Raw genomic sequence first — 26,176 nt, 5'->3', positions numbered from 1 at the left:
AGCAGGAGGCTTTTTCCATCTATGGTCCAACGCATATCTGGACGGAAAACCACAGCGTAGTTTCTGGAATGCTCGATGGGTGAGAAGCAACAGCCACAGGACGCAGGGCGTCAGCGCCTCGACAAATGGCTTTTCTTCGCCCGCATGGCAAAATCCCGCTCGCTCGCCCAAAGCTATATCCAGTCCGGCAATGTTCGCGTGAACGGTGCCCCCGTTCGCCAGCCAAGCCATATGGTGAAGATCGGCGACCGGCTGGACATCAGCTTCGAACGCATGGACCGTATTCTCGTGGTCAAGGCATCCGGCGATAGGCGCGGGCCTTTTGAGGAAGCAAAGCTTCTCTATGACGATAAGACCCCGCCGCGTGCTCCGGGCGAGCGTTTGACGCTTCTGGAGCAGGCAGTGCGCGAACCGGGCAGCGGACGCCCGACGAAGAAGGAGCGCCGCGCGCTCGACCGGTTCATGACCGAGAGCGACGACGACTAGACACGCGCCCGGTGCGCCATTGCCTGTGACAAACTCAGCCGCTTCGTGAAAGCCATTCCGGCAGCTCGTATCAGTCGCTTGGAATAAACCACCAAGAAGCGCGGCTTTTTCAGTATGGTTTATCCTTGCTATATTGGGTCAAAGGCATTACCTCACTTGCCAAAATGCCCTGTCTGAATTCCGGGCGACGGCTTGTCTTTCAAGCCCTTTGACCCGGCCTGCATATCTGGAGTCCATCATGACGTATGTCGTGACCGATAACTGCATTCGCTGCAAATATACCGACTGCGTCGAGGTCTGCCCTGTCGATTGCTTCTATGAGGGTGAGAACTTTCTGGCGATCAATCCCGATGAATGCATCGATTGCGGTGTATGCGAACCGGAATGTCCCGCAGAAGCCATCAAGCCGGACACGGAACCGGGTCTCGACAAGTGGCTGACGCTGAATGCGGAATATGCCGCTATCTGGCCCAACATCACCGTCAAGCGCGACCCGATGCCTGAAGCAAAGGAAATGGACGGCGTTTCGGGCAAGCTCGACCTTTACTTCTCGGCAGAGCCCGGCAAGGGCGACTGAGTGTCTGAGACGTCATCCTCGGGCTTGTCCCGAGGATCTGATCACGGTTGATGTCGTGGTTCGTTAGATCCTCGGCCCGAGGATGACGATAGACGTGTAAGTCTTAGCCTCCCGGCCTACGCTGCGGAGGCTTTTTATTGCCCGCAAGACACTTATCCAGCGCGCCCCGACTGCAAGGTCGTGGACAACAGCGTCAGCAATGCCACGCTTTCCTCCAGGCTTTGCCGCTGACGGCTTTGCAGAATCGCTGCCTGTAGTCGGTTCATCTCGCGCGCAATCGCTGCTGGCTGCCACGTGCGCAGCGCTCGTTCGATGACGGGTTTACGGCGGAAGTGAACGCTGCGTCCCATGGTCTGCATGACCTGTCCGGCCTGCAATTTCTTATCATCCATTTCAGCCCGCATCTGGTCCAGCAACTGGAATTGCCGCAGGCAGCCTTGCAGAACCAGAAAGATCGGCGTCTTGGAGGCGATGATCTTTTGCGTTGCATGGAAAAAGGCGTTGCGGTCGCCCTTCAGAATGGCATCCACCGCGTCATCGGCAGATACCGTGCTGGCATCGCCGATGATCGCCATGACATCGTCTTCTTCGATGACATCATGGCCACGGCAATAGAGTGCCAGCTTGCGCACCTCGTTGCGCGAGGCGATACGGTCGCCGCCGAGCGATTCGGCCAGCCGCTGGCGTGCAGCAGGTGCGATACGCAGATTTTCCGTCGAAAGCTCCTGGTCGATCAGCGCATTCAGCGCCCGCGCATCATCGGCATAACAGGGAATGGCGGCGATGGCGCGCGACGGTTCTGCGATCTTGCGAAGGCCGGTTCCTTTTTTCAGGTCGCCCGCTTCGACGATCAGGAAGCTTGCTTCGGGCGGATCGTCCGAGAGAACCTGCAACGCATCCACCAGCGCCTTCTCATTGGCGGCACCCTTGACCCAGACCAGCTTTTCACCACCGAACAGGCCGATGGAATTGATCTCATCCAGCAAGCGACCGGGATCGCCCTGTAGGTCGGTTGCCGTCATCTTCAGCGAGGCAAAGGCGTCGTTGGGGTCTATACCGGTCTTGGAGGCGATAAGCGCGGCGCGTTCGGACACAAGGCCGCGATCAGGACCATAGAGCACGAAAACGCGAAAACGCTCCGCCGGTCTTTCGGCGAAGCGTTCGAATTCATGCGACTTTATTTCCGTCATGACACCGCTTTCAACGGCTGATCGTGGCGGCGATGTCGGTCTGGATGATCTCGGCAAGTTCACGAGCGGCGCGGTTTTCACCATCGCGGATGGCGCGAATCTTGGCGAATTCCTGCTGCGGAAGATCAAGCATGGCGGTGACGGTGCGGCGTGCGGAGCGCAGGACCTGACCATCGGAAATGCGCGTCAGCACGTAGTTGCCCGTCATGCTGACACGACCGGGGAACGGGCCGTCATAGTTGTTCTTCGCAAGCGAAAGGCTGGTGTCATCGGTGACTTCCGTCGAGGTCGCGCTCGACCGGACAGTGATCTTCACCTCATATTCCTTGTTGGTCGGCGCACCGGCGCCACCATAGGCCAGGAAGATGAGGTGATTGCGCACTTCCTGCGTGATGCGGTCGGTTGCCGGAGCAAAATTGACCGTCAGCAGCTTCTCGCGGGTGCCGGAGGCCTCGCCGTAGAGTGGGCGCACCTGACAACCCGCCAGAAGACCGGCGAACATAACAACAGAAATTGCGGCTGCTACGCGGCCCCATCTGGAATAGGCATCAGACAACAATGTTCACAATCCTTTGTGGAACCACAATGATTTTTTTCGGCTCGGCACCGGCCAGAGCCGCTTTGACGGCATCCAGTTCAATCACCGCCGCGCGGACGGCATCTTGATCCGCATCGCGCGCGATTGTCAATTCGCCACGCTTCTTGCCGTTGATTTGAACCGGCATGACCACGTCATTTTCTTCGATCAGCGCGGGCACGAAAACGGGCCACGCGCTCTGGGCGACAAGACCTTCATTGCCCAGCGCCGTCCAGCATTCTTCGGCCAGATGCGGCGTCATCGGCGCAATCATGCGGATCAGGATTTCAGCAGCGTCGCGGGCTGCGGCCTTCACATCGTCGGACTTGCCGCCATTGGCCACCTCAGCGAAGGGACCAGCCAGCGTGTTGACCAGCTCATAGATGCGGGCAATGGCCTTGTTGAAGGCAAGCTTGTCCAGATCGTCCTGAACCGCCTTCAGCGTCTTGTGGGCTGCCTTGGAGACGACAAGGCCTTCGCCCTCACTTGCAGGCGCGGGCTTGACCGACTTCAATTCTTCGGCAGCCTCGCCGATGATGCGCCAGACACGCTGCACGAAGCGGTGTGCGCCTTCTACACCGGCTTCCGACCAGATGACGTCGCGGTCCGGCGGGCTATCCGACAGAACGAAGAAGCGGGCCGTATCGGCACCATAGGACGCGATGATATCGTCCGGATCGACCACGTTCTTCTTCGACTTCGACATCTTTTCGATCGAGCCGATCTGAACCTCGTCACCGCCTGACAGGAGGAAAGCGCGGCGCTTGCCGTCAACTTCCTCGATGCGGATATCGGCTGGCACGACCCATTGCCCGTTCTGGCCTTCGCCCAGACGGTAGGTTTCGTGCACCACCATGCCCTGGGTGAACAGGCCCTTGAAGGGCTCCTTCACGTCCACATGGCCGGTGGCCTTCATGGCGCGGGTAAAGAAGCGCGAATAGAGCAGATGCAGGATCGCGTGTTCGATACCACCGATATACTGGTCCACGGGCAGCCAGTGGCTGGCGACCTTTGGGTCGGTCGGCTGCTCTTCCCACGGCGCCGTAAAGCGCGTGAAATACCAGCTGGAATCGACGAAGGTGTCCATCGTGTCGGTTTCGCGACGCGCAGCATGACCGCATTGCGGGCAGGAGACGTGACGCCATGTCGGGTGACGATCCAGCGGGTTGCCGGGCACGTCGAAGGTCACATCGTCAGGCAGCTTGACCGGCAGATCCTTCTTCGGCACGGGCACGACGCCGCAGACTTCGCAATGAATGACCGGGATCGGGCAGCCCCAATAGCGCTGGCGGGAGATGCCCCAGTCGCGCAGACGGAAGTTGACCTTGCGCTCGGCCTGTGGCTCGGCACCCAGCGTCTGTGCAGACAGCTTCGACACCACAGCCTCGAAAGCATCCGTTGTCGTCATACCATCGAGGAACTGCGAATTGATCATCACGCCGTCATCGACGAACGCCGTATCACCAATGGTGAAGGTCTCGGCATTTTCGCCTTCCGGCATGACCACGGCCACGACAGGCAGATCATATTTGCGGGCGAAATCCAAATCGCGCTGGTCGCCGGATGGGCAACCGAAAATGGCACCGGTGCCGTAATCCATCAATACGAAATTGGCGATGTAAACTGGCAATTCCCAGGATGGGTCGAGCGGATGGACAACCTTGACGCCGGTATCCAGACCACGCTTTTCCGCCGTTTCCAGAGCAGCCAGAGATGTGCCCTGACGACGGCATTCGTCGGAGAACTCGGCAATTTCGGGGCTGTTTTCCGACAGGGTTTTCGCCAGCGGATGGTCCGCGGCAATGGCAAGGAAGGATGCGCCAAACAGCGTGTCGGGGCGGGTCGTGTAAACGGTGATGTCGTCAAAGCCGGCAGGCGCAGTGGACGCCACCGTCTGCCAGCGCAGCGATAGTCCCTCGGACTTGCCGATCCAGTTCTTCTGCATCAGCCGCACCTTTTCCGGCCACTGGTCCAGCACATCCAGCTCGTCCAGCAAATCCTGGCTGAAATCGGTGATGCGGAAGAACCATTGCGTCAGTTCGCGCTGTTCCACCAGCGCGCCGGAGCGCCAGCCACGACCGTCGATGACCTGCTCATTGGCCAGAACCGTGTGATCGACCGGGTCCCAGTTGACCTTGGACTGCTTGCGGTAGACCAGGCCCTTTTCCATGAAATCAACGAACAGCGCCTGCTGCTTGCTGTAATATTCCACGTCACAGGTCGCAAATTCACGTGTCCAGTCCAGAGACAGGCCCATGGATTTCAGCTGGCCGCGCATAGTGGCGATGTTTTGATAGGTCCAGTCCTTGGGATGGACGTTGTTCTGCATGGCGGCATTTTCCGCAGGCATGCCGAATGCGTCCCAGCCCATGGGGTGCAGCACGTTGAAACCGCGCGCACGCTTGTAGCGTGCGACGACGTCACCCATGGCGTAATTTCGCACATGGCCCATGTGGATGCGGCCCGATGGATAGGGAAACATCTCAAGAACGTAATATTTCTCGCGGGCATCGCTGTTGTCGGTCACGAAGACATTGTCTTCGTTCCATTTTTGCTGCCAGCGCGGCTCGGCGTCGCGAGGATTATAACGTTCGATGGCCATACTTGTGTAATCCGGGTATCAAGGGGAAAATTCGCGCTGACCTTCACCACGAAACGACCGGGGCGTCAAGTTTGGCAGGGCTGGTCATGGTGCAATCTTGGTCGACAGCGTTCAAATGGTGACAATGGCGCTTGGCATCAAGCCCCGTGGCGGCTACTGAACCCTCTCCATTGTTGAAATGCCCGTTATATAAGTGAAGGTCTGATCATGGAAATCGAAGCGCGTCTTGAAGATGTCACCCAGCGCATTGCGACGGTTGCGGAAAAAGCGGGCCGCAAGCCCGGCAGCGTCAACCTCGTGGCCGTCTCCAAGACATTCGATGCCGATGCCATCCAGCCGGTGATCGATTGCGGCCAGCGCATTTTCGGCGAAAACCGCGTGCAGGAGGCGCAGGGCAAGTGGCCGGCGCTTAAGGAAAGGACGTCCGATATCGAACTCCATCTGATCGGGCCGCTGCAATCCAACAAGGCTGCCGATGCGGTGGCCCTGTTCGATGTTATCCAGAGTATCGACCGTGAAAAGATCGCCCGGGCGCTTGCCGATGAATGCCAGAAGCAGGGCAAGGCGCTTCGGTTTTATGTGCAGGTCAATACCGGGCTGGAACCGCAAAAGGCGGGTCTCGACCCACGCGAAACGGCGGCCTTCGTCACCCTGTGCCGGGACGAACTGAAGCTCAACGTCGAAGGCCTGATGTGCATTCCGCCCGCGGACGAGTATCCCGGCCCGCATTTCGCGCTTCTGGCGAAGCTCGCCAAGGAATGCGGCCTGGAAAAGCTCTCCATGGGCATGTCGGGCGATTTCGAAACCGCCATCGAATTCGGCGCAACCAGCGTGCGCGTCGGTTCGGCGATCTTCGGCACTCGCTGAACGCTTTTCGGGTCAGGGGGCACAGCGGAGCAACCCTCATCCATCATCCTGAGCTTGTCGAAGGAGAGGTGCCCCGTAGGGGCCTCGAAGGACGGGGGTTGCGGGCTATGAGGCCAAAGAATGCGCCAACCAAGGATGCTTCGAGGCTTTGCCCTTCGGTCAAAGCACCTCAACATGAGGGCGGTGGGTGAGGCTTAACGTCACGAGCCAGCGTCACTTCCGCTATATGTTGCGTCCTGACAGAGCTTACCAAACAGAAAAGCCACGGCATCTTTCCAGAGCCGTGGCTTTTTGCTGAGTGGTCGGGACTGACGCCCCAAACCCTTAATCGAACGGGATCGCCCGGTCTTTACCCGTCAGGGGCTTGCCATCGAGGGAGACCTCGATGTCTGGCGTCCCAGCGGTGCGCTTGACCGCGACTTCGCGGATCTTGCCATCCAGCGTGATCTTGGCGGAGAAGCCATCCCACGCCTCAGGCAATGACGGTGCGATGTGCAGCGTGCCGCCGATGCGGGTGATGCCGAGGATGCCTTCAACGGCAGCGCGGTAGAGCCAACCGGCAGAACCCGTATACCAGCTCCAGCCGCCACGGCCCGCATAGGCGCCTTCGCCATAGACATCCGCCGTCACCACATAGGGCTCCACACGGTAGGTCTCTGAGGACGGGCGGTCGAGCGCGTGGTTGACCGGGTTCAGCAGCGAGAAGCATTTCCATGCGTCCTCGTTGCGGCCCAGCTTGGCCAGCGCCAATACGACCCATGTTGCTGCATGGGTATATTGACCGCCATTTTCGCGTACACCAGGCGGATAGGCCTTGATGTAACCCGGGTTCTGCGGCGAACGCTTGAATGGCGGAGTGAAGAGACGAATGATGCCCGCCTTCTCGTCGACCAGTTCCTTCAGGACCGCGTCCATAGCCTGAGCAGAACGCTGCTCCTCTCCCTCGCCTGATAGGACGCTCCAGCTCTGACCGAGCGAATCGATACGGCATTCCTCGCTGGTAATGGAGCCCAGCGGCGTACCGTCATCGAAGTAGCCGCGACGGTAATAGTCGCCGTCCCAGCCCGCTGTTTCCAGTGCCGCACGCAGCTTGTCGCGATGGGTCTTCCACTTCCCGACCCGGTCGAGATCGCGGCGTTCTTCAGCGATCTCGATGAAATCGCGCAGAGTGCCCGCAAGGAACCAGCCGAGCCAGACGCTCGTGCCTTTGCCGCCGACGCCGACGCCGTTCATGCCGTCGTTCCAGTCGCCGCCCAGAATGAGGGGCAGGCCGTTTTCGCCGGTGCGATGAATGGCAAGGTCCAGTGCCAATGCCGCATGCTCGTAAAGGCTTGCGGATTTGTCGCTGGTTTCCGGTTGGAAGAAGGCGTCGTGCTGGCCCGGCGTGAGCGCAGGACCCTTGAGGAAGGGGATGCTTTCGTCAAGGATGGCCTTGTCGCCGGTTGCCGAAATATATTGGTGCGTGGCGTAACCCAGCCAGACCACGTCATCGGAAATGGTCGTGCGGACACCGGCACCCGTCAACGGCAGCCACCAGTGCTGCACATCGCCTTCAGGGAATTGACGCCCTGCTGCACGCAGAATTTGCTCGCGGGCAAGTTCCGGCTGGTACAGCAGGAAGGCCAGCGTATCCTGCAACTGGTCACGGAAGCCGAAGGCCCCGCTGGACTGGTAGAAGGCCGTGCGCGCAAGGATACGGCACGCCAGTGCCTGGTAGGGCAGCCAGCTATTGACCATGTGGTTGAAGCCCGCATCGGGCGTGGACACCTGCAACTGGCCGGTAAATCCGTTCCAGAAGGTTTTGTTTTCGCTCAGAACCGCGTCGAAGTCGCTCTGGCGAATGTCCTTGACCAAGGCGCGTGCCTCATCAGCGGTATCGGCATCGCCCATGAAGAACAAGACCTGTCGTTCTTCGCCGGGCTTCAGGTGGATTTCCTGCATGATGGCGGCGCAAGGCGCGCCATCCAGTTCGGTGCTGCCCGACAGGGTCGCACCCGATACAACAGCCTGTGGTGCGTGTACCGAACCATAACGACCGATGAACTCGCGTTTGCTGGTCGTGAAGCTGCTCGCCGGTTCTTCCAGAGCAAGGAATGCCGTGCGGGCATTGTAATCGATGCTGTAGGGGTTGGAAGCAAACAGCGCACCGGTTTCCGCATCATGACTGCTGAGGATGAAAGGTGCCGATTTCTGGGCATTGTTACCCAGAACCCATTCTACATAGCCATAGGTCTTCAGGCGACGGTTCTGCGTACCGACGTTGCGCACGGTGAGGCGCGAAAGCTTGACCGGCTTTTCGCGATCGACCGTCTGGGTGACTTCGATGTCCAAGCCATCATCGACGCTTCTGAACACGGAATATCCAAGGCCGTGACGGGTTTCGAACACCGCATCCGGGTTGCGCGAGAGCGCTGCGAAGGGCGAGTGCAATTTGCCGCTTTCGACATCGCTGACATAGATCGCTTCACCGGGACGGTTGGTCACGGGGTCGTTGCTCCATGGCGTCAACTGGTAGTCACGCGAGTTGCGGCTCCAAGTGAAGCCAGCGCCTTCGGCAGAGATGTGGAAACCGAAGCGCTCGTTGGAGATCACGTTGATCCAAGGCTGCGGCGTCGACTGGCCACCGTGAAGACGCACGACATATTCGTCGCCGCTCTTGGTAAAGCCGCCGAAACCGTTCCAGAAGTCGAGATCATGGGCATCTTCGATGGCTTCTGCGACAGGGAAGACGTTTGCAGGAAGACGTGCCCCGGCCAGTTCGCTGCCTTCCGGTCCGCGGTGGGCGGCAAACAGCGAGACGGCGCGATTGACCTGATCCACGATCTTGCCGTTGCGAACATGAAGAACAACACGAGAGGCCGCAAGCAGCGCTGTCCATGTTTCCTCATCCATCAGGTCGCGGCGAACCGAGAACACGTGGGGTCTGCCGCCATCGGCCGGGTTGATGCGGCGTTGCGCCTCTGAGATGAAGTCGAGGGCGTGCTGCATGTCCTGAGCATAGGAAGCTGCACGTTCGTTGACGATGACGAGATCGAAGATCACGCCACGCGCACGCAGATATTCGTGCGCGCTCAGCGCCTCACGGGCGACATCCATGTCCATGTCATCGTTGATGCGAAGACTGAAGATGGGGAAGTCACCAGAAATCGCCAGCGGCCAAAGCGAGCGCTGGGAGGCGAGACCCGTTTTCAGCGTATCGGCATCCGCGCGCAGGTGCATGTCGGGATAGACGAGGTAGCGCGCCAGATGCTGGAAGGCCGCCGCCTGCTGCGAGGTCACACCCACATGACGCATCTGCACCTGTGTCCGGGTCCAGGCATGAACGAGTTCATGGGCGAAAGCATCGGGGTGACGATAACGATCGATGGCCTTATCGACCTCCTCGCGGCTAGGCGCAGCGATGGTCCAGAAGATGACGCTGACCTTCTTGCCCGCGGGGACGCGCACGACGCGGCGTAGCGACAGGATCGGATCAAGCGTGAAGCCATCCGTGCCGGAAAGTGCGGCACCCGCATCGAAGGCTGCGGCCTCACCCAGAGAACGGCCACGGCCAACGAACTTGGCGCGGTCGGTCTCGAATTCGGTCGGCCGTGCAGGACCGGCATTGTCGGCAGCCAGATGCGCAATGACCGTGCTTGGTTCACCCGGAGACCGCTTGTTGCGCCAGGCGCGGATGACGTCGCCGCGCTTGCCGATTTCGGTCTGCACGAACATGCGCGAGAACAGAGGATGGGCGCTGTCATCGTCATCATTGGCAATGACCGGTTCCATATAGGAGGTCACTTCGATGTAGCGGTCTTCGGAACCGACATTGAGAAGCGTCACGCGGCGGCCTTCGGCATCGTGTTCGGTGGCAACGATGCATTCGACCACGCTTTGCAGGTCGCCGACCGTCTTGTGGAACTCGGCCTTGTCGTCGGTAAAGACCGTCTTGGTCTTTTCACCCTCGGCAACGCGTGGTTCTGCGGTGGCGCTCCACCATTGACCTGAAGCCGTATCGCGCAGGAACAGGAATGTGCCCCAGCGATCCTCGGTCGGGTCTGCCTTCCAGCGCGAGATCGCCTGACCGTTCCACTTGGAATAGCCAGCACCGGTTGCCGTCAGAATCGTGGAATAGTGACCGTTTGACAGGAAAACCACTTCGCGGTCGCGGATGGCAGGATCGGCGATGGTGCGCACTTCGGCACGCAGAAGGTCTGCCTGTTCCTTACCGGGTGTTTCCGGCTCGTATTTGGCGCTCATCACAGGCACTTCGCGCGGCGCCTTTTCCTGAAGCAGCAGTTCTGCTGCTTCGATGACAGGGTCGGCGTGGAACAGTTCACGCAACACACCATCGAGTACGACGTTGGCGACGGCTGCGATCGACATGCCATGGTGGTGGGCATAGTAGTTATAGACGACGGCGCAGACCTTTCCATCCGGCACGCGGGTCGGCGTGAAGTCGACCGCGTCGTGGAAGCCGTACTGGCCGAGCGCACCGAGCTTGCGGAGCTTGTTCAGGTTTTCCAGGGCTGCGTCAGGATCGTATTGCGACGCGAGGATCGATGCATAGGGAGCGATGACGGCGTTCTGGCCAAGGCCGCGCTTCAGGCCCAGCGTCGGTACACCGAAGTTGGTGTACTGATAGTTCATATTGTGGTCGCGGGCGTTGAACGCCGCTTCCGAGATGCCCCATGGTGTGCCGAGACGACGACCATGGTTCATCTGCTCCCTGACGATCAGATTGTTGGTCTGGTTCAGAATACCGCCGTGACGCTCCTGCATGACGAGCGGTGGCATCAGATATTCGAACATCGAACCGGACCAGGACACCAGCGCACCCTGCGCGCCAATCGGCACGACCTGACGGCCCAGACGATACCAGTGTTCCGTCGGAAGATCGCCCTTGGCAATCGCAAACAGGCTGGTGAGACGGCATTCCGACGCCAGAAGGTCGTAGCAGGCTTCGTCCAGCTCCTTGCTGTCCACGCGATAACCGATCGACAGAAGGCGACGGTCCTTGCGGTACAGGAAGCCGAAATCCATCGAGAAAGCGAGGTTACGGCTGCGGTCGCGTAGCGAGTTCAACCGGTCACGCAACGGATCGATGGTGGCGAGATCGAATGCACTGTCGGAAATATGCGCTTCACAGCAATCGACGAGCGATTGCGCCCAGCGGGTAACTTCGGCGCTCTGCTCCGACTTGACTTCGAGATTGAGGTTAGAGGCCAACTTCTGGATATCACGGGCCAGTACGGCCAGATTGATGACACGGATCGAGGCGAATTCATGCTCGCGCTTGACCGAGGCAAGGGCGTTGGAGAAGCCGATGATGCGCTCCTCCAGACGGCGGTGCAGAGGCCGCAGGTTCTTGCGATCGTCAGGCAATTCCTTCAGCGTTTCGCGAAGGATACCGGCGACATCGCCGATGCCATCGAGATTGCCCTGAAGATGCGCCGATGGTGCTTCCGCCCACTGGCGGCAGGCCGAGGAAATGGCAATGAGGTGGCCGGCAAGGTTGCCGCTGTCGACGGCAGAAACATATTTTGGACCAAGCGTCTGAAGCGTGTCCGTGTGGTACCAGTTGTAGAGATGGCCGCGATATTTCTCCATCTTCTCGACCGTCTCGATGGTCTTTTCCATCCGCTCGACGGTTTCCGAGAAGCTGATCCAGCCGAACTGGCGCGCCGAGATCACCGACAGCAGGTAGACGCCGATATTGGTTGGCGAGGTACGGCTGGCGACGACGGGTTCGGGTGTTTCCTGATAGTTGTCAGGTGGAAGGTAATTTTCACCCGAGGTAACAAAGGCCTCGTAGTAGCGCCATGTGCGGCGAGCGATCTTGCGCAGCTCGCTCGACACGTGTTCGGAGACGAAAAGGCGGTCTTCGGTTTCGGCAGACTGGCTGACATACCATGCAACGGCGGGGGAAAAGACCCAAAGGAGCGCAAAAGGCAGGCCGACGAGGAATGCGTTATCGCCCGGAAGAGACGCAAACAGCAGGCCCAGAAGTGCGACGACCGGAGCGTGCCACATCTGGCGATAATAGTCGAAGATCGTGCCCTGTGCGCTGGACTGAATGGAGGCAGCGGTACGCCATTCCAGCATCAGCTTGCCGCTGACGAATAGGCGATAGAGCGAACGACCGATGGCGTCCGCCATCATGCAGGCGCTATCGGCAATGAAGACGATGCGAAGCGCGACCTGTGCGTTGGTGGCACGAACCTCAGACCACAATGTATGGAAATGCGCCTGGGGAACAATATCGGTGGAGCGCGGCACGAGGCCCGACAGCAGTGAGATCGTCGGGGCGACGAAGAGCGAGAAGATCAGCAGGATTTGCCAGATCAGCGCGCCGAGCGGGCCCATGAAGTACCAGCCGAGAACAGACGCGACGAACCAGGCAATCGGCGTCAACGAGCGGCGCAGGTTGTCGATCATCTTCCAGCGACCGATGGCGGTCACGCCACGCTTCATATCCATGATGTAGGGCAGAAGCTGCCAGTCGCCACGCGCCCAGCGATGCTGACGCGAGACTTCCACCTCGTAACGGGTCGGGAAGTCTTCGACCAGTTCCACATCCGTCACCAGCGCGCAACGCGCAAACGAGCCTTCGAGAAGGTCATGGCTGAGAACGGCATTTTCATCGATCCGGCCCTTCAGGGCGGTCTCGAAAGCATCGACGTCATAAAGACCCTTGCCGGTGAAGGTGCCTTCGGAGGTGAGGTCCTGATAGACATCGGAAACGGTGAAGACGTAAGGGTCGATACCGCGATTGATGGAGAAGACCCGCTGGAAGACGGAGGCGTCCTTGCCTGTCGTCAGCGATGGCGTCACGCGCGGCTGAAGCAGTCCGTAGCCATGGATCACGCGTCCTGTCACCGGGTCATGGACCGGGCGGTTGATCGGGTGGTGCATCTTGCCGACGAGCTTGGTCACGGCATCGCGCATCAGGCGCGTGTCGGCATCCAGCGTCATGACGTATTTGACGTTCTCAGGCACCATATTTGCGCCGTTGAGGAAGGTCGTGTCCTTGTCGCCACGCAGCAGCATGTTCAGCTCATGCAGCTTGCCGCGCTTGCGCTCCCAGCCCATCCAGCAATCTTCTGCAGGATTGTAGAGGCGACGACGATGCAGAAGGAAGAAACGTGTTCTGCCGTCGAACGCATATCGCTCTGACAATGCGGCGACTTCGCGCTTGGCATATTCGAGAATCTCGACGTCTTCCGACGACTGCTCATACTGCGCATCGCGCCAGTCGCTGATCAGTGCGAAGGAGATCTCACCGTGCGGATTGGCGAGATAGTGAACCTCGAGATTGCGAACCATCTCGTCGACGCTGTCGCGGCTCGTCAGCATGCAGGGAACGGCAACGAGCGTGCGTGCGTCCTGCGGAATGCCTTCCTTGAACTCGTAGCCGACCAGACGGAACGGCTTCACGAAGAAGGTGACCACGGTGTTGAACAGGCCGGTTGCGCCTTCCGATGCCGGCAACGCAAACATCAGCAGGAATGCCGTCACGACGTACCATGGCATGCCTGCATCCGCCAGGAACCAGCCTACCGCTGCCATCGCCAGAGCCGTCAGGGCAATGACCGGCACGGCAACGGATAGCCAGTTAAACTTGCGCATGAAGCGAACGACCCGCTGCGCAAACAGCGGATTGTAACCGATCCGCTCTTCCAGTTCCTTGCGGCGCTGACCGATCAGAAAACTTCCGACATTCGGCGCATGCGGATGCTTTTCAGTCGAGTTGGCCGTTTCTGCCACCATGTCGACGGCAGCCTGCGCCACTTCGATTTCAGTCTTGGGCGAGCGACGCGCCAGAAGTTCGATGGTGTTGCGGTAGGTGTTACGGGATCCGAAATCCAGTGTCTCGTAATCGGTCTGCTCGCGCATGACCTTGTCGATATGGCTGACTTCCTCGAACCAGACAGACCATTCCGTATCGTCGATCTCACGCAGGCTTCGAACGATGTTACCCATCGTCACATTGCCGGAGGCGAGGCGATTATGCTCCGCCATCATGGTGTTTTCAGCATCCGTGCCAGCGCTGCGAAGGCGCTCTTCCAGCCAGTTCAGAGCGAAACCGGACGTCTGCGAACCGTTTCTGAGGCGATAGAGGAACTGCGTCGAGAAGGTCGGGTCTTCCACGAGCGAATCGATCTGCTTGAGAAGTTCCGCAGAGCCTTCGGCGTCGTTGAGGCGGATGATCTCATCGACGACCTCATTGGCGCGCTGGCGCATGCGTCTCGAACGCTCGACGCGAATGGAGATACGGCGCAGATTTTCGATGAGAACGAAACGCAGGATCGAGGGGAGGGCCCAGAGTTCGCCGATCTGGAGCGTCTTCGACGTCTGGTAACCTTCGACCAGTGCCGTCATGCTTTCGCGGGAAATCGTGCTGTGCGTATGGGCCACATAGAGCCAGGCCAGCGCCATGACGCGTGGTATTTCCGAATTGCCGATCTTTACCGTCGGTAGCTGGTGGTAGAATTTGCGCGGGAAATCACGGCGCACTTCCTGAATGGCTTCTTCGATGACGTAATGATTGTCGAGCAGCCATTCCGCAGCAGGCGTGATCGTCGCGCCGTTTTCGGCATCGACAGCCGTGGTGCGGTAAACGCGCAGGATTTCCTTTTCGTTTTCACGATGGCGCGCGAAGAAGTCGAACTCCATGAAACCGGGGAGATCGTCTGCTCCCGATTTCGACAATTCGGCTCCGCAGTCCCTCAACTCCTCTATTGTGAAGTAGACGGAACGGATCGAATCATTGTGATCGATCTGCTTTGCTTCGGAATCACGGGCGGCGGCGGTCGGCGTAATATGAAATGACATCGGCTCGTATTCTGCACTCTGTGAGGGTCTGGTCTATCTAACCGGAACTTGTTTCAGATTGCTTTTCGAAATTGAAACAACTTTGAAGGCTTTATTTCGTGCCGATCCTGAACCTTTGCTGAACCATCGCGGACCCGCGAACGATGGTTGCAGGACATGTCGTTGCCCACTATCGTGGCGTTTTTAGGCATGGGTACTCATGTCTCCAAGAAAAACAATCATTTGGGAAGCATATTCTGTTCCTGCGCGGAGTTGCGGCAGTGGTGTCTGAGCCTGTTTCGCGTACTCCCCCGAAGCGAAACATCCCGTACTGATCGTATTGCATTCGGTCATGAAAATTCCCCGATGTCCACGTCTTTTTGCTTGGCAGCAGAATGGCCCACGGGTGGAATGAGTTCAGCCGCTATCCGTTCCATGCCGAGGGGTGAATTAAAGACCAGCCGTGATGGAGCCGATTAGCTGAAGCCGATGTTTCGTCTCGGGATGCGGCTTATCAGCAGCGCGCAACACTGCTAAGCAAGGCTGCAGTAAAATACAGTGCCTCATAACCATGCCGGACTTTCCCATGACGAAATCGCTTGACCCTGTTGCCGCCCTTGCCAACCACATGCCGGATGTGATGGCGATCCGTCATCATCTGCATCGCAATCCGGAAATCGGCTTGTCCGAATTCAAGACGTCGGATTTCATCGCCTCCAGGCTGGTGGACATGGGTTATGAGGTCACACGCGGTTTGGCCGGTACGGGTGTGGTTGCGACGTTGTGCAACGGCAGCAGCCAGCGTTCTCTCGGCATTCGCGCCGACATCGACGCCTTGCCAATTCACGAGGAAACGGGTGCCGACTATGCGAGCGAGAATCCGGGTGTCATGCATGCCTGTGGCCACGATGGGCACACCGCCATGCTTCTTGGGGCAGCGAAGATCATTGCCGAGCGCCGCAATTTCGATGGCACGCTTCACCTGATCTTTCAGCCCGCGGAAGAAAATTTCGGCGGCGCGTTGCTCATGATCGATGACGGCCTATTCACACGGTTTCCCTGCGATGCCGTTTTTGCCCTTCATAACGAGCCGAACCTGCCGTTTGGTCATTTCGTCTTGCGGGATGGGCCGATCATGGCCGCCGTCGACGAGTGCAAGATCACCGTGAATGGTTATGGTGGGCATGGTGCCGAACCGCAGAGCGCCCTCGACCCGATCGTTGCTGGTGCCAGCATCGTCATGGCGTTGCAAACGATCGTTTCCCGCAACATCCATCCTTTGACTCCAGCCGTCGTGACGGTCGGTGCTTTCCATGCCGGCGTGGCCAGCAACGTCATTCCGCAGACGGCGGAAATGCTGCTGACAATTCGCTCATTCGATCCCGACGCCCGCGACGAATTGGAAAAGCGTATCCGTCTTATCGCCGAAGGGCAGGCGGCCAGCTACGGCATGCAGGTGACGCTCGATTATCAGCGCGGTTACAACCCCACGGTCAATCACAAGGCGGAAACCGACTACATTATTGATCTGGCGACGCGATTTTCAGGCGCGGGCAAAATTAGCCAGATGCCACGGCCAAACATGTGGGCAGAAGATTTCGCCTATATGCTTGAAGAGCGTCCTGGCGCCTATTTCTTTCTGGGAACCCAGCGAACGGAGAACGATCCGCCGCTTCATCACCCCAAGTTCGATTTCAACGACGATATTCTGCCGATCGGCACGGCATTTTGGGTTGAACTGGCAGAAGACTATTTGAAGGTGTGAATTTCTCTCACAAAAAAGCCCGGATATACCGGGCTTTTTTTGGTCGGTGTGTGCGGATCAGGGCACCAGACCAAAGATGACGGCACCGACGAATGCGAAGCACAAGCCGACAATGGCGGTGTGTAGTGCTGCTTGCCAACCGCGTACCGGTGCGGGCGATGGCGTGAAATCTCTGATTTTTCCGGCTTTGGAATAAGACATCGAACCCTCCCTCGTTGACACTTGGCCGATTGAACGGCACTGCGATCATGGACGTTAGAATATCGCTATTTCCGACTATTCTGTAGAGATGATTTTCCATATGTTGCCACAATCGGGAAAAATACTGATCGTGAGGGCCTCCCAACCCCTATCGATCTTTCCGATCTTGGCGAAATAACGCGCAGCAGCGTCTTCGGTTCAACGCGAATGTTAACGGTTGAGTAACGTGTTAGGCATCGGCCCCGATTGTCGGAACCTTTCGCGCCGGTTTCCGAACCAGAACTATGGCTGCCACCCAGCTGGCTGCCCTTGTTTGCCTGTCGAGAAAGAAGACGGTTAAGTCGCAAAACGCGACAGGGCTGACGCCATGACATCAGGGTCGACATTGCCGCCCGACGCGACCGCGATCATCGTGTCCGTTTCGAATTCATTGGGGTGAAAGAGCGCTGCGGCGAGCGCAACCGCTCCACCGGGCTCCACGACGATCTTCAATCTAAGGAAGGCGAGAACCATGGCTTTCAAAGCCTCGTTTTCCGAAACGGCTATTCCCTTGCCGCAGCGCGTCACCATCAGTGGAAAGGTGATATTGCCAGGCTGCGGCGTGATGATCGCGTCGCAGACCGAACCTGACAGTGCCTGATTGCGCTCTATTCTGCCCGATGCCAGCGAGCGGGCAACGTCATCGAATTTTTCCGGCTCGCAGGTCCGCACCGTGTAACGCGGTGCTCTAGCTTCCAGGGCCAGCGCGATGCCCGATGTCAGGCCGCCGCCACCGCAGGGAATCAGAACCTCGGCCTCATCGATGCCCAGCTCCTGCCCCTGCTCGGCAATTTCTAGACCCACCGTGCCCTGCCCGGCAATGACCAGGGGTTCATCGAAGGGCTTGATCAGCGTCAGGCCTCGCTCCTGCGAAAGTTTCGCGCCGATGGCGTCGCGGTCGTCTTTGGAGCGGTCGAACAGGACGACTTCGGCCCCGTAGGCTTTGGTATTGTCGATTTTTATCTTCGGCGCATCCTGCGGCATGATGATGACGGCGGGAACACCATGCAAGGCTGCAGCCAGCGCCACGCCCTGCGCGTGGTTGCCGGAGGAAAAGGCGATGACGCCGCGCTGGCGCACATCCTCGGCAATGCCTGAAACGGCAGACCAGCCGCCGCGAAATTTGAAAGAACCGGTGCGTTGTAGGCATTCGGCCTTTACCAGAATTCTGCGCCCGGCAATCTCGTCCAGAAAGGGCGATGACAGCAACGGCGTGCGGACCGCCTCGGAACCAATACGCTGGCGTGCCGCCTCGATCATCGAAATATCTGTCATGCTGTCCCTGTCTCTCTACCTGTTTTGCGCTCCCACCATAGGCAGAAATCGCCTCCGGAAAAGAGGCAAAAAAAATCCCCGGACAGTGCCGGGGATCGTTTTTTTAGATGCCGATGTCAGGCCAGCGTATAGGCCGTCTTCACCGTGGTGAAGAACTCGCTCGCGTATTTGCCCTGCTCACGCGGGCCGAAGGAGGATGCCTTGCGGCCACCGAAGGGAACGTGGAAGTCCACGCCTGCGGTCGGCAGGTTGACCATCACCATGCCCGCTTCCGCATTGCGCTTGAAGTGGGTCGCATGCTTCAGACTAGTGGTGGCGATGCCGGAAGACAGGCCGAATGGCGTGTCATTGGCAACGGCCAGCGCCTCGTCATAATCCTTGACGCGGATGACGGCCGCGACAGGTCCGAAGATTTCTTCCTGCGAAATGCGCATGCTGTTGGTGGCTTCGGTAAACAGCGTCGGCTGAAGGAAGAAGCCGGGTGTTTCGCGCTTGACGAGATCGCCACCGAAGGCAACCTTGGCGCCTTCCTTTTTGCCGATCTCGATGTAATCGGTGTCCTGCTTCAGCTGCTTTTCATCAACGACCGGGCCGACATGGGTTTCCTTATCCATGGCGTGGCCAACATTGATCTTGGCCAGACGCTCGGTCATGGCGGCGACGAACCTGTCGTGAATGCCTTCGGTGACGATGATGCGCGAAGACGCCGTGCAGCGCTGTCCGGTGGAGTAGAAACCGGAATTGGCCGCCGCTTCCACGGCAACGTTGAGGTCGGCATCGTCAAGCACGACGAAGGGGTTCTTGCCACCCATTTCCAGCTGGAATTTGCGGTTGAATGGCAGCGAAGATGCTGCAACGCGCTGGCCTGTGCCTGTGGAGCCGGTAAAGGTAATGCCGGACAGATGCGGGCTGTCGAGCATGGCCTGACCGACGACAGAGCCGCGACCCATGACCAGGTTCAGAACGCCCTTCGGCAGGCCGGCGCGGTGGAGAATGTCGACAATCGCCCAGGAGCAGCCCGGAACCAGATCGGCAGGCTTGAAGACGATGCTGTTGCCGTAGCAAAGCGCTGGCGCGATCTTCCAGGCCGGAATGGCAATCGGGAAATTCCATGGCGTGATGATGCCGATGACGCCCAGCGGTTCACGGGTGATTTCGACGCCGATATTCGGGCGGGCAGAGGGAATGACTTCGCCAGCAAGGCGCAGCGCTTCACCGGCAAAGAAATCGAAGATTTGCGCGGCGCGGATGGTCTCGCCGATACCTTCGGCCAGAACCTTGCCCTCTTCACGGGCCAGAAGCGCGCCGAGTTCTTCCTTGCGGGCCAGAATTTCGTCAGCGGTCTTTTTCAGAATCGCATGGCGTTCCAAAATGCCGGATCGCGACCATGCCGGAAAGGCGGCCTTGGCGGCAGCAATCGCCTCTTTTGCATCTTCTGCGCTTGCCTGCGCATAAAGACCAACGACCTCGTTAGTGTCGGACGGGTTGATGTTTTTCGACGTGTCGGCGCCGATCCACTCGCCGTTGATAAGATTCTGGTGAACTGTCATGAAGTGCTCCCTGTGATGTCGAGCGGCGACATCTCGTCACCCTCTTTCGTCCAAGGCCAACCGGCCAAAAGCTAGCCGCGCGGATAAGCGGCAAAATTGGTCGCGACCTTATGTCATCTTATCTGTCTGGAAAAGTCACCATATCATAATATTATCAGATTTTATGAAGATCGCTGCCGACCGTTCATTTTTTCGAGGTGCAGAAGGAGGCCACTATGGTCGATATCTGCACCGCCATCGCCGACGAAATGATCGAACTCTTGCGTGATCGTCTGCGTCAGCGGCAAATCCAGCGACAGGTCTTTCGCCGTCGCCAGCACGCCGTTCAGATCCTTCAGCTGGAATTTGGAAGGACCGCCGGGCGCAAAATCGCGTTTGACCATGCGCTCGCCGTGCAGTTCCAATATCCGGCTTTCGGCAAAACCGCCGCGAATGGCATTGCGGAACCCTTCGCGCGAGGCACCGCCTGCTTCCACCAGCATCATCGCCTCGGCAACGGCACCGATGGTAATGGCAACGATCTGCTGGTTGGCCAGCTTGCAGAGTTGCCCGGCACCCGAGGGGCCGACATAGGTCAGCCTGCCCATGGCGGCAAAAACATCCGAAAAGCTAGCGACCAGCGTCTCATCACCACCCGCCATGATGGCCAGCGTGCCCGCACTTGCGCCGACGACACCACCGGATACCGGCGCATCGATGTGACCGATGCCGAGTTCGTTCAGCCTGCCGGAATGGTCACGCGCGATAGGCGGGGCAATCGAACTGCTGTCGATGACGACCGCACCTTTTTCCAGCACCTGCGCCACGCCGCTATCGAACAGCACGTCGCCCACCGCCTTGCCATCGCTCAACATGGTGATGACGACATCGGCCCCCTTGGCGGCGTCTGCCGGAGACGAGGCCAGCACCGCACCGTCGGTCACCAGCGCCTTCGCCTTTTCGGTGCTGCGGTTCCAGACCCGGACTGTAAATCCAGCTTTCAAGAGATTGCGCGCCATGGGCCCGCCCATCAGGCCCGTCCCGATAAAGGCGATCACGCGGCTATTGTCTTTGGTCATAGGCAGTCCTCCCGAATGGGCGTCAGTGTGCACATTAACGCTGCCTCTGAAAGGTCATTTGAATATGGGTTGGTTCGGCACGTCCGAATTTGTTTTCAGCCCATGCCAAAAATCAAAACACCCGGCAGCGTTGTCGCCGCCGGGTGAGACACAGGACTTTTACGCCGCCTCTGCCTTGTTTTGCCGGTTTTCGATAAGGTCATCGACAACGGCTGGATCTGCCAGCGTCGATGTGTCGCCGAGCGCGCCGAAATCGTCTTCGGCGATCTTGCGCAGGATGCGGCGCATGATCTTGCCGGAGCGGGTTTTCGGCAGGCCGGGGGAAAACTGGATCTTGTCGGGCGTTGCCACGGGTCCGATTTCGTTGCGTACATGCTTGATCAGCTCCTGGCGCAGGGCATCGTCGCCGTCATGCCCGGCCATCAGGGTGACATAGCAATAGATGCCCTGACCCTTGATGGAATGCGGATACCCCACCACGGCTGCTTCCGAGACCAGATTGTGGGAGACAAGCGCCGATTCCACTTCCGCCGTTCCAAGCCGGTGGCCCGAGACGTTCAGCACGTCATCGACACGACCGGTGATCCAGTAATAGCCGTCCTCATCGCGACGGCAACCATCGCCGGTGAAATATTTACCCTTGTAGGTCGAGAAGTAGGTATCGATGAAACGCTGGTGATCGCCATAGACCGTGCGCGACTGGCCCGGCCAACTATCAGCGATGCACAGATTGCCGTCCGCTGCCCCTTCCAGCACCGTGCCCTCGGCATCGACCAGTTGCGGCTGGACGCCGAAGAATGGACGGGTTGCCGAACCGGGTTTCAGGTCGGTCGCACCCGGTAGCGGTGTGATCAGGATCCCGCCGGTTTCCGTCTGCCACCATGTATCGACAATCGGGCTCTTATCCTCACCCACGACATGGTAATACCACTCCCATGCTTCGGGGTTGATCGGCTCACCGACCGTTCCCAGAAGTCGAATGCTGGAGCGCGAGGAGCGTTTGACGAATTCGTCGCCTGCACCCATCAGCGAGCGCAATGCGGTTGGTGCGGTATAGAAGATATTGACTTGATGCTTGTCGATGACTTCCCAGAAGCGACCCTGATCCGGGAAATTCGGCACACCTTCGAACATCAATGTCGTCGCACCATTGGCGAGCGGTCCGTAGACGATATAGGAGTGCCCTGTCACCCAGCCGACATCGGCGGTGCACCAGTAGATGTCGCCATCCTGATAATCGAAGACATATTCATGCGTCATCGAGACGTAGACCAGATAGCCACCGGTGGCGTGCAGCACGCCCTTCGGCTTGCCGGTTGAACCAGACGTGTAGAGAATGAACAGCGGGTCTTCCGCCTTCATCTTTGCTGGCTCGCAATGGCCTTTTACGCTGGCGACTTCCTGATGGTACCAGAGGTCGCGACCGGGCGCCCAGTTGGTCTTGCCGCCGGTGCGACGCACCACCAGCACCTTGTTGACGATGACATGCTGCTTGGCAGCAATGTGAATGGCTTTGTCGGTGTTTTCCTTGAGCGGAATCGGCTTTCCGCCGCGCACACCCTCATCACAGGTGATGACGAAGGTCGATTCGCAGTCAACGATGCGGCCTGCCAGCGCATCCGGGGAAAAGCCGCCGAAGACAACCGAATGGACAGCGCCGATACGCGCACAGGCCAGCATCGCATAGGTAGCCTCTGGAATCATCGGCATATAGATGGTGACGCGGTCGCCCTTCTTGACGCCGTGCTTCTTCATCACATTGGCCAGACGGCAGACGGCGTCGTAAAGCTGATTATAGGTGATCTTCTTGTCGATATAGGGATTGTCGCCCTCCCAGATGATCGCGGTGCGCTCTCCGTGGGTTTTGAGATGACGGTCGATGCAATTGTAGGAGACGTTGGTCAGGCCGTCCTCGAACCACTTGATCGGCACCTTGCCCTTGAAGGATGTATTCTTCACTTTCGTGTAGGGCTTGAACCAGTCGATCCGCTTGCCATGTTTGCCCCAGAATGCATCCGGGTCCTCCACGCTCTGCTCGTACCATTTCAGATAGCGATCATTGTCGATCAGCGTGCGCGTCTTTGCCGATTTCAGAACTGGATAGATTTTTGCAGACATGAATTCCTCCTCAGGCCAATGCGTCTTGACGGCATACCAGAGACTCCTCATCTCCAGTCATGTGCCAGATTCATAGCAGTTCGGAGACCTCAGGCAATTAGACAAAGGTCATTTGTTTCGCAAAGAATTGCAATTCTGATGCAATGGAGCTATAGACCGCTCATATCCCGGAAATTAGTGGTTAACATCCACGGCCCGCGCCCCCCGGAGCGGACGGACAGAAGGACTGTATCTATGGCTCAAACATTGCTTATGCCGAAAGCGACGGCCGTCTGGCTGGTAGACAACACTGCGCTGTCTTTCGAACAGATTGCGACGTTCTGCAAACTGCATCCGCTTGAAGTCAAGGCTATTGCCGACGGCGAAGCTGCACAGGGCATCAAGGGTCTCGACCCTATTTCCACCGGACAGCTTTCCCGCGATGAAATCGCGCGCGCCGAAGCCAATCCTGCTCACAAGATCAAGCTTTCCGAGCCTAAGGTTCGCGTGCCTGAATCCAAGCGCCGTGGTCCGCGTTATACGCCGGTTTCCAAGCGCCAGGATCGCCCAAACGCCATTTTGTGGCTGGTGCGCAATCACGCCGAATTGAAGGACGCGCAAATTTCGCGCCTCGTCGGCACCACCAAGTCCACCATCGAACAGATCAGGGACCGTACGCATTGGAACTCGGCGAACCTCACGCCGATGGACCCGGTCACGCTGGGCCTTTGCAGCCAGATCGATCTCGATCTTGAAGTCGAGCGTGCATCGCGCGGCCGTCCGCTGCCAACGCAGGAAGAGCTGGACGCAACGCTGCAGCCAGCCGCCGCGACCGAAGGCCTTGGCTTCAACTACGAGCGCGAAGACGAAAAAGAAATCGACGCCAACGCCGTTTTCGCCAAGCTCAGCTCGCTCAAGTCGACGCGCAAGGACGACGAAGACGACGACAACAACTACTGATCTTTATCGCCATCGAGATACGAAAAAGCCCCGGCATCGACCGGGGCTTTTGTTTGAGCTGATGCCATGAGGTAAGTCGGCGATCACGCCGACTTTGCAGGCAGGGAAAGCACCGGCGCACCGGTCTTTTCATCATCGTTCAGCAAACCGCTGGCGCGCAGCAGCGAGGAGAAGCGGCCGCCACGCATGCTGAGTTCATCGAACGTGCCCTTTTCGACAATGCGACCGTTATCCATGAACAGGACCAGATCAGCGTCGCGAACGGTGGAGAGGCGGTGGGCGATGATGAAGGTGGTTCTGTCCTTGCGAAGGGCGTCCACGGCGTCCTTGACACGGGCCTCGGTTTCGACGTCGAGCGCGCTGGTCGCTTCATCGAGAACGAGGATCGGCGCGTTCTTCAGCACGGCGCGGGCAATGGCGATACGTTGGCGCTCGCCGCCGGAGAGGCGGTTGCCGCGCTCGCCGACCTGCGTCATGTAGCCATTCAACCGACTGTCGATGAAATCGGTCGCCGCAGCGGCAGCGGCAGCCTGCGCCACCTCGTCATCCGTGGCCGTTTCCCGTCCTAGGCGAATATTGTCGCGGATGGAGCGGTTGAGAAGACCTGCATCCTGAAAGACCGTGGCGATGGAGTGACGCAGTGACTGGCGCGTAACGGTCGAGATATCCGTTCCATCCACCAATATCTGCCCATTATTGGGGTCGTACACACGCTGCAGCAGATTGATGAGCGTGGTCTTGCCAGCGCCTGTCGGTCCGACGATAGCAACTGTTTCACCAGCATTGGCAGTAAACGAGACGTCGTGCACGCCCTGTTTCGTGTTGGCGAAGCCGAAATCGACGTTGCGGAACTCCACCTTGCCGGAGACGTGGCCAAGTTCGATCGCGCCCGTCGGCTCTTCGCGCTCCTGCACGGAATCTTCCAGCTTGAAGAAGTCCACGAGCTTGGCGCGGGCCTCGAAGATCTGGGTAGCGAAGGCGCGCATCTGGTCCAGACGACCAATCAGCAGGTTCGCAAAGCCGATGAAGGCAATGATGTCGCCAACCCGCAACTCGCCGTTCTTCACCAGAATCGCACCGATGATGAGGATGACCATCATCGAAACCGAAGAGGCGGTCCGGTTCAAGGCACTTGCAAAGGCCCACCAGTCGAGAACCGGGTACTGCGCGCTGAGAAGGCGCTCGGTAAATGACTTCAGCGCTTTGGTTTCCGCTTCAATGCGGTTGTAGCTGTGCAGGACAGAAACGTTGCTGATCGAATCGCTGACATGCGCGAAGACAGTGTGATAATGTTCTTCGACGGAAGCCTGACCTTCCTTGGTCCGCTCCATCACCCATTTGCCAATAAACCAGTAGACAATACCAAGCGCCAACAGGACACAGCTGAGGCGGACGTCCATGGAGATGGCGGTGGGGATGAGAAGAACCAGTGCAACGAAGGTCGCGAGATGGGTTCGCATGAATTCCAGCCAAAGGCCGAACAGCGTTTCACTGGCGCGCAGAAGCGTATGCAGCGCGTTGGATGTACCCCGCTGGTGGTGCCATGACAGCGGCATGGAAATGATCCGGCCGAAGGCCTCGGTGAGCAAGGATGCACGGCGACCATGGGCCAACCGGTCTGCCTCTCGCGCCACAGCGACATAGGCGACCGTGTTGAAGAGGGCAAAAGCACCCCAAAGGATAAGGATGTTCACCGGTATAGTGCCGGATGACAGCCCATCGATAATGCGCCCGAACAGTACCGGCTCGGCAATGGTGATCGCAGCGAGAATGATGTTCGCAACGACGACGACGGTGACGCGCCACTTGTTGTCGGCGAGGTAGCGCAGGGCGCGAGTATAAACCTGAAACAGTGTCAATTCCCAAATCCCGTCTTCATTTCATCATTCAGCGCCACTCAAAGCGCCAAGTGCCTGCACGGTTTCAAAAATCACCGAAGATTATGCAAGCCGTTGTTTTATCGCTCTTTCCACATGAATGGGCGCTTAACGGGCGCTCCTGCTTTCAGATCTGATGCAAAAAAAGACCACATGGTTGCAAAAACGCATTTCGGGACCCGTACAAGAATTCGCGGTATGGTTTTAATGTTTGATTACCTTATAAGGTACAACCTAGCGCAGGCGATTCATCCAGGCA

The 26,176-nt window shown here is 58.6% G+C and carries 15 protein-coding genes; 5 read left to right on the top strand and 10 right to left on the bottom strand.

Features of this window, described 5'->3' with window-relative positions; all coding sequences use genetic code 11:
• The first annotated feature begins 75 nt into the window (after positions 1 to 75).
• Both ASF29_RS22920 and fdxA read left to right on the top strand, forming a co-directional pair.
• Entirely contained in the window at positions 76 to 486 is a 411-nt protein-coding gene (locus ASF29_RS22920) for an RNA-binding S4 domain-containing protein (protein WP_062452983.1), read from the top strand.
• Positions 487 to 724: 238 nt separating this feature from the next.
• On the top strand, positions 725 to 1,063 hold the full coding sequence (gene fdxA / locus ASF29_RS22915; protein ID WP_042615693.1) for a ferredoxin FdxA: 339 nt from the start codon (positions 725 to 727) through the stop codon (positions 1,061 to 1,063).
• Between the two features lie 152 nt (positions 1,064 to 1,215).
• Here the strand turns inward: fdxA and holA are convergent, their stop codons facing one another.
• The 3 genes from holA to leuS are packed head-to-tail and all read right to left on the bottom strand — an operon-like array spanning position 1,216 to position 5,432.
• Complete coding sequence (holA, locus tag ASF29_RS22910) at positions 1,216 to 2,253, bottom strand: DNA polymerase III subunit delta (protein ID WP_062452982.1); 1,038 nt, start codon at positions 2,251 to 2,253, stop codon at positions 1,216 to 1,218.
• Positions 2,254 to 2,263: 10 nt separating this feature from the next.
• Complete coding sequence (locus ASF29_RS22905) at positions 2,264 to 2,812, bottom strand: hypothetical protein (RefSeq protein ID WP_244473631.1); 549 nt, start codon at positions 2,810 to 2,812, stop codon at positions 2,264 to 2,266.
• Positions 2,802 to 5,432, bottom strand: coding sequence for a leucine--tRNA ligase (leuS, locus tag ASF29_RS22900; RefSeq protein WP_062452980.1), 2,631 nt, complete (start codon positions 5,430 to 5,432; stop codon positions 2,802 to 2,804). Before leuS ends, ASF29_RS22905 begins: the two co-directional genes overlap by 11 nt.
• Before the next feature lie 207 nt (positions 5,433 to 5,639).
• Here leuS and ASF29_RS22895 point away from each other — a divergent pair, with 207 nt between their 5' ends.
• Positions 5,640 to 6,299, top strand: a complete 660-nt coding sequence (locus tag ASF29_RS22895; RefSeq protein WP_062452979.1) for a YggS family pyridoxal phosphate-dependent enzyme — start codon at positions 5,640 to 5,642, stop codon at positions 6,297 to 6,299.
• A 324-nt stretch (positions 6,300 to 6,623) separates the two neighbouring features.
• Here ASF29_RS22895 and ASF29_RS22890 read toward each other — a convergent pair whose 3' ends face one another.
• Positions 6,624 to 15,116 carry a glucoamylase family protein gene (locus ASF29_RS22890; RefSeq protein ID WP_062452978.1) on the bottom strand — a complete coding sequence of 2,831 codons (8,493 nt, stop codon included), beginning with the start codon at positions 15,114 to 15,116 and terminating at the stop codon, positions 6,624 to 6,626.
• A 565-nt stretch (positions 15,117 to 15,681) separates the two neighbouring features.
• On the opposite strand from ASF29_RS22890, the gene ASF29_RS22885 reads away from it, so the two are divergent.
• The gene (locus ASF29_RS22885; protein ID WP_062453142.1) at positions 15,682 to 16,860 is read left to right on the top strand and encodes a M20 aminoacylase family protein; all 1,179 of its coding nucleotides are present in this window, start codon (positions 15,682 to 15,684) and stop codon (positions 16,858 to 16,860) included.
• A 57-nt stretch (positions 16,861 to 16,917) separates the two neighbouring features.
• On the opposite strand, the gene ASF29_RS24770 is transcribed toward ASF29_RS22885, so the two are convergent.
• From ASF29_RS24770 to acs, 5 genes are all read right to left on the bottom strand, one after another.
• Positions 16,918 to 17,061 carry a hypothetical protein gene (locus ASF29_RS24770; protein WP_200925569.1) on the bottom strand — a complete coding sequence of 48 codons (144 nt, stop codon included), beginning with the start codon at positions 17,059 to 17,061 and terminating at the stop codon, positions 16,918 to 16,920.
• Between the two features lie 336 nt (positions 17,062 to 17,397).
• Positions 17,398 to 18,375 carry a threonine/serine dehydratase gene (locus ASF29_RS22880; RefSeq protein WP_062452977.1) on the bottom strand — a complete coding sequence of 326 codons (978 nt, stop codon included), beginning with the start codon at positions 18,373 to 18,375 and terminating at the stop codon, positions 17,398 to 17,400.
• A 116-nt stretch (positions 18,376 to 18,491) separates the two neighbouring features.
• On the bottom strand, positions 18,492 to 19,925 hold the full coding sequence (locus ASF29_RS22875) for an aldehyde dehydrogenase family protein (protein ID WP_062452976.1): 1,434 nt from the start codon (positions 19,923 to 19,925) through the stop codon (positions 18,492 to 18,494).
• Positions 19,926 to 20,086: 161 nt separating this feature from the next.
• On the bottom strand, positions 20,087 to 20,983 hold the full coding sequence (locus ASF29_RS22870; protein WP_062452975.1) for an NAD(P)-dependent oxidoreductase: 897 nt from the start codon (positions 20,981 to 20,983) through the stop codon (positions 20,087 to 20,089).
• Between the two features lie 159 nt (positions 20,984 to 21,142).
• Complete coding sequence (gene acs / locus ASF29_RS22865) at positions 21,143 to 23,101, bottom strand: acetate--CoA ligase (RefSeq protein ID WP_062452974.1); 1,959 nt, start codon at positions 23,099 to 23,101, stop codon at positions 21,143 to 21,145.
• 234 nt (positions 23,102 to 23,335) lie between these two features.
• On the opposite strand from acs, the gene ASF29_RS22860 reads away from it, so the two are divergent.
• Positions 23,336 to 24,040: a DUF1013 domain-containing protein gene (locus ASF29_RS22860; protein WP_062452973.1), complete on the top strand. Its 705-nt coding sequence runs from the start codon at positions 23,336 to 23,338 to the stop codon at positions 24,038 to 24,040.
• Positions 24,041 to 24,123: 83 nt separating this feature from the next.
• Here the strand turns inward: ASF29_RS22860 and ASF29_RS22855 are convergent, their stop codons facing one another.
• The gene (locus ASF29_RS22855) at positions 24,124 to 25,899 is read right to left on the bottom strand and encodes a glucan ABC transporter ATP-binding protein/ permease (RefSeq protein ID WP_062452972.1); all 1,776 of its coding nucleotides are present in this window, start codon (positions 25,897 to 25,899) and stop codon (positions 24,124 to 24,126) included.
• Positions 25,900 to 26,176: the final 277 nt, after the last annotated feature.

The organism is Rhizobium sp. Leaf262 (genome assembly GCF_001422245.1).
In the GTDB taxonomy this organism is placed as follows: domain Bacteria; phylum Pseudomonadota; class Alphaproteobacteria; order Rhizobiales; family Rhizobiaceae; genus Agrobacterium.
Note: the sequence above shows the minus strand (reverse complement) of the source record. Positions and strands in the feature narration are given on the sequence as shown.

Excerpts from the sequence above, each read along its gene's own strand:
- ASF29_RS22920 (WP_062452983.1), top strand. The coding sequence starts at position 76 with ATGGGTGAGAAGCAACAGCCACAGGACGCAGGGCGTCAGCGCCTCGAC.
- fdxA (WP_042615693.1), top strand. The coding sequence starts at position 725 with ATGACGTATGTCGTGACCGATAACTGCATTCGCTGCAAATATACCGAC.
- holA (WP_062452982.1), bottom strand. The coding sequence starts at position 2,253 with ATGACGGAAATAAAGTCGCATGAATTCGAACGCTTCGCCGAAAGACCG.
- leuS (WP_062452980.1), bottom strand. The coding sequence starts at position 5,432 with ATGGCCATCGAACGTTATAATCCTCGCGACGCCGAGCCGCGCTGGCAG.
- ASF29_RS22895 (WP_062452979.1), top strand. The coding sequence starts at position 5,640 with ATGGAAATCGAAGCGCGTCTTGAAGATGTCACCCAGCGCATTGCGACG.
- ASF29_RS22890 (WP_062452978.1), bottom strand. The coding sequence starts at position 15,116 with ATGTCATTTCATATTACGCCGACCGCCGCCGCCCGTGATTCCGAAGCA.
- ASF29_RS22885 (WP_062453142.1), top strand. The coding sequence starts at position 15,682 with ATGACGAAATCGCTTGACCCTGTTGCCGCCCTTGCCAACCACATGCCG.
- ASF29_RS24770 (WP_200925569.1), bottom strand. The coding sequence starts at position 17,061 with ATGTCTTATTCCAAAGCCGGAAAAATCAGAGATTTCACGCCATCGCCC.
- ASF29_RS22880 (WP_062452977.1), bottom strand. The coding sequence starts at position 18,375 with ATGACAGATATTTCGATGATCGAGGCGGCACGCCAGCGTATTGGTTCC.
- ASF29_RS22875 (WP_062452976.1), bottom strand. The coding sequence starts at position 19,925 with ATGACAGTTCACCAGAATCTTATCAACGGCGAGTGGATCGGCGCCGAC.
- ASF29_RS22870 (WP_062452975.1), bottom strand. The coding sequence starts at position 20,983 with ATGACCAAAGACAATAGCCGCGTGATCGCCTTTATCGGGACGGGCCTG.
- acs (WP_062452974.1), bottom strand. The coding sequence starts at position 23,101 with ATGTCTGCAAAAATCTATCCAGTTCTGAAATCGGCAAAGACGCGCACG.
- ASF29_RS22860 (WP_062452973.1), top strand. The coding sequence starts at position 23,336 with ATGGCTCAAACATTGCTTATGCCGAAAGCGACGGCCGTCTGGCTGGTA.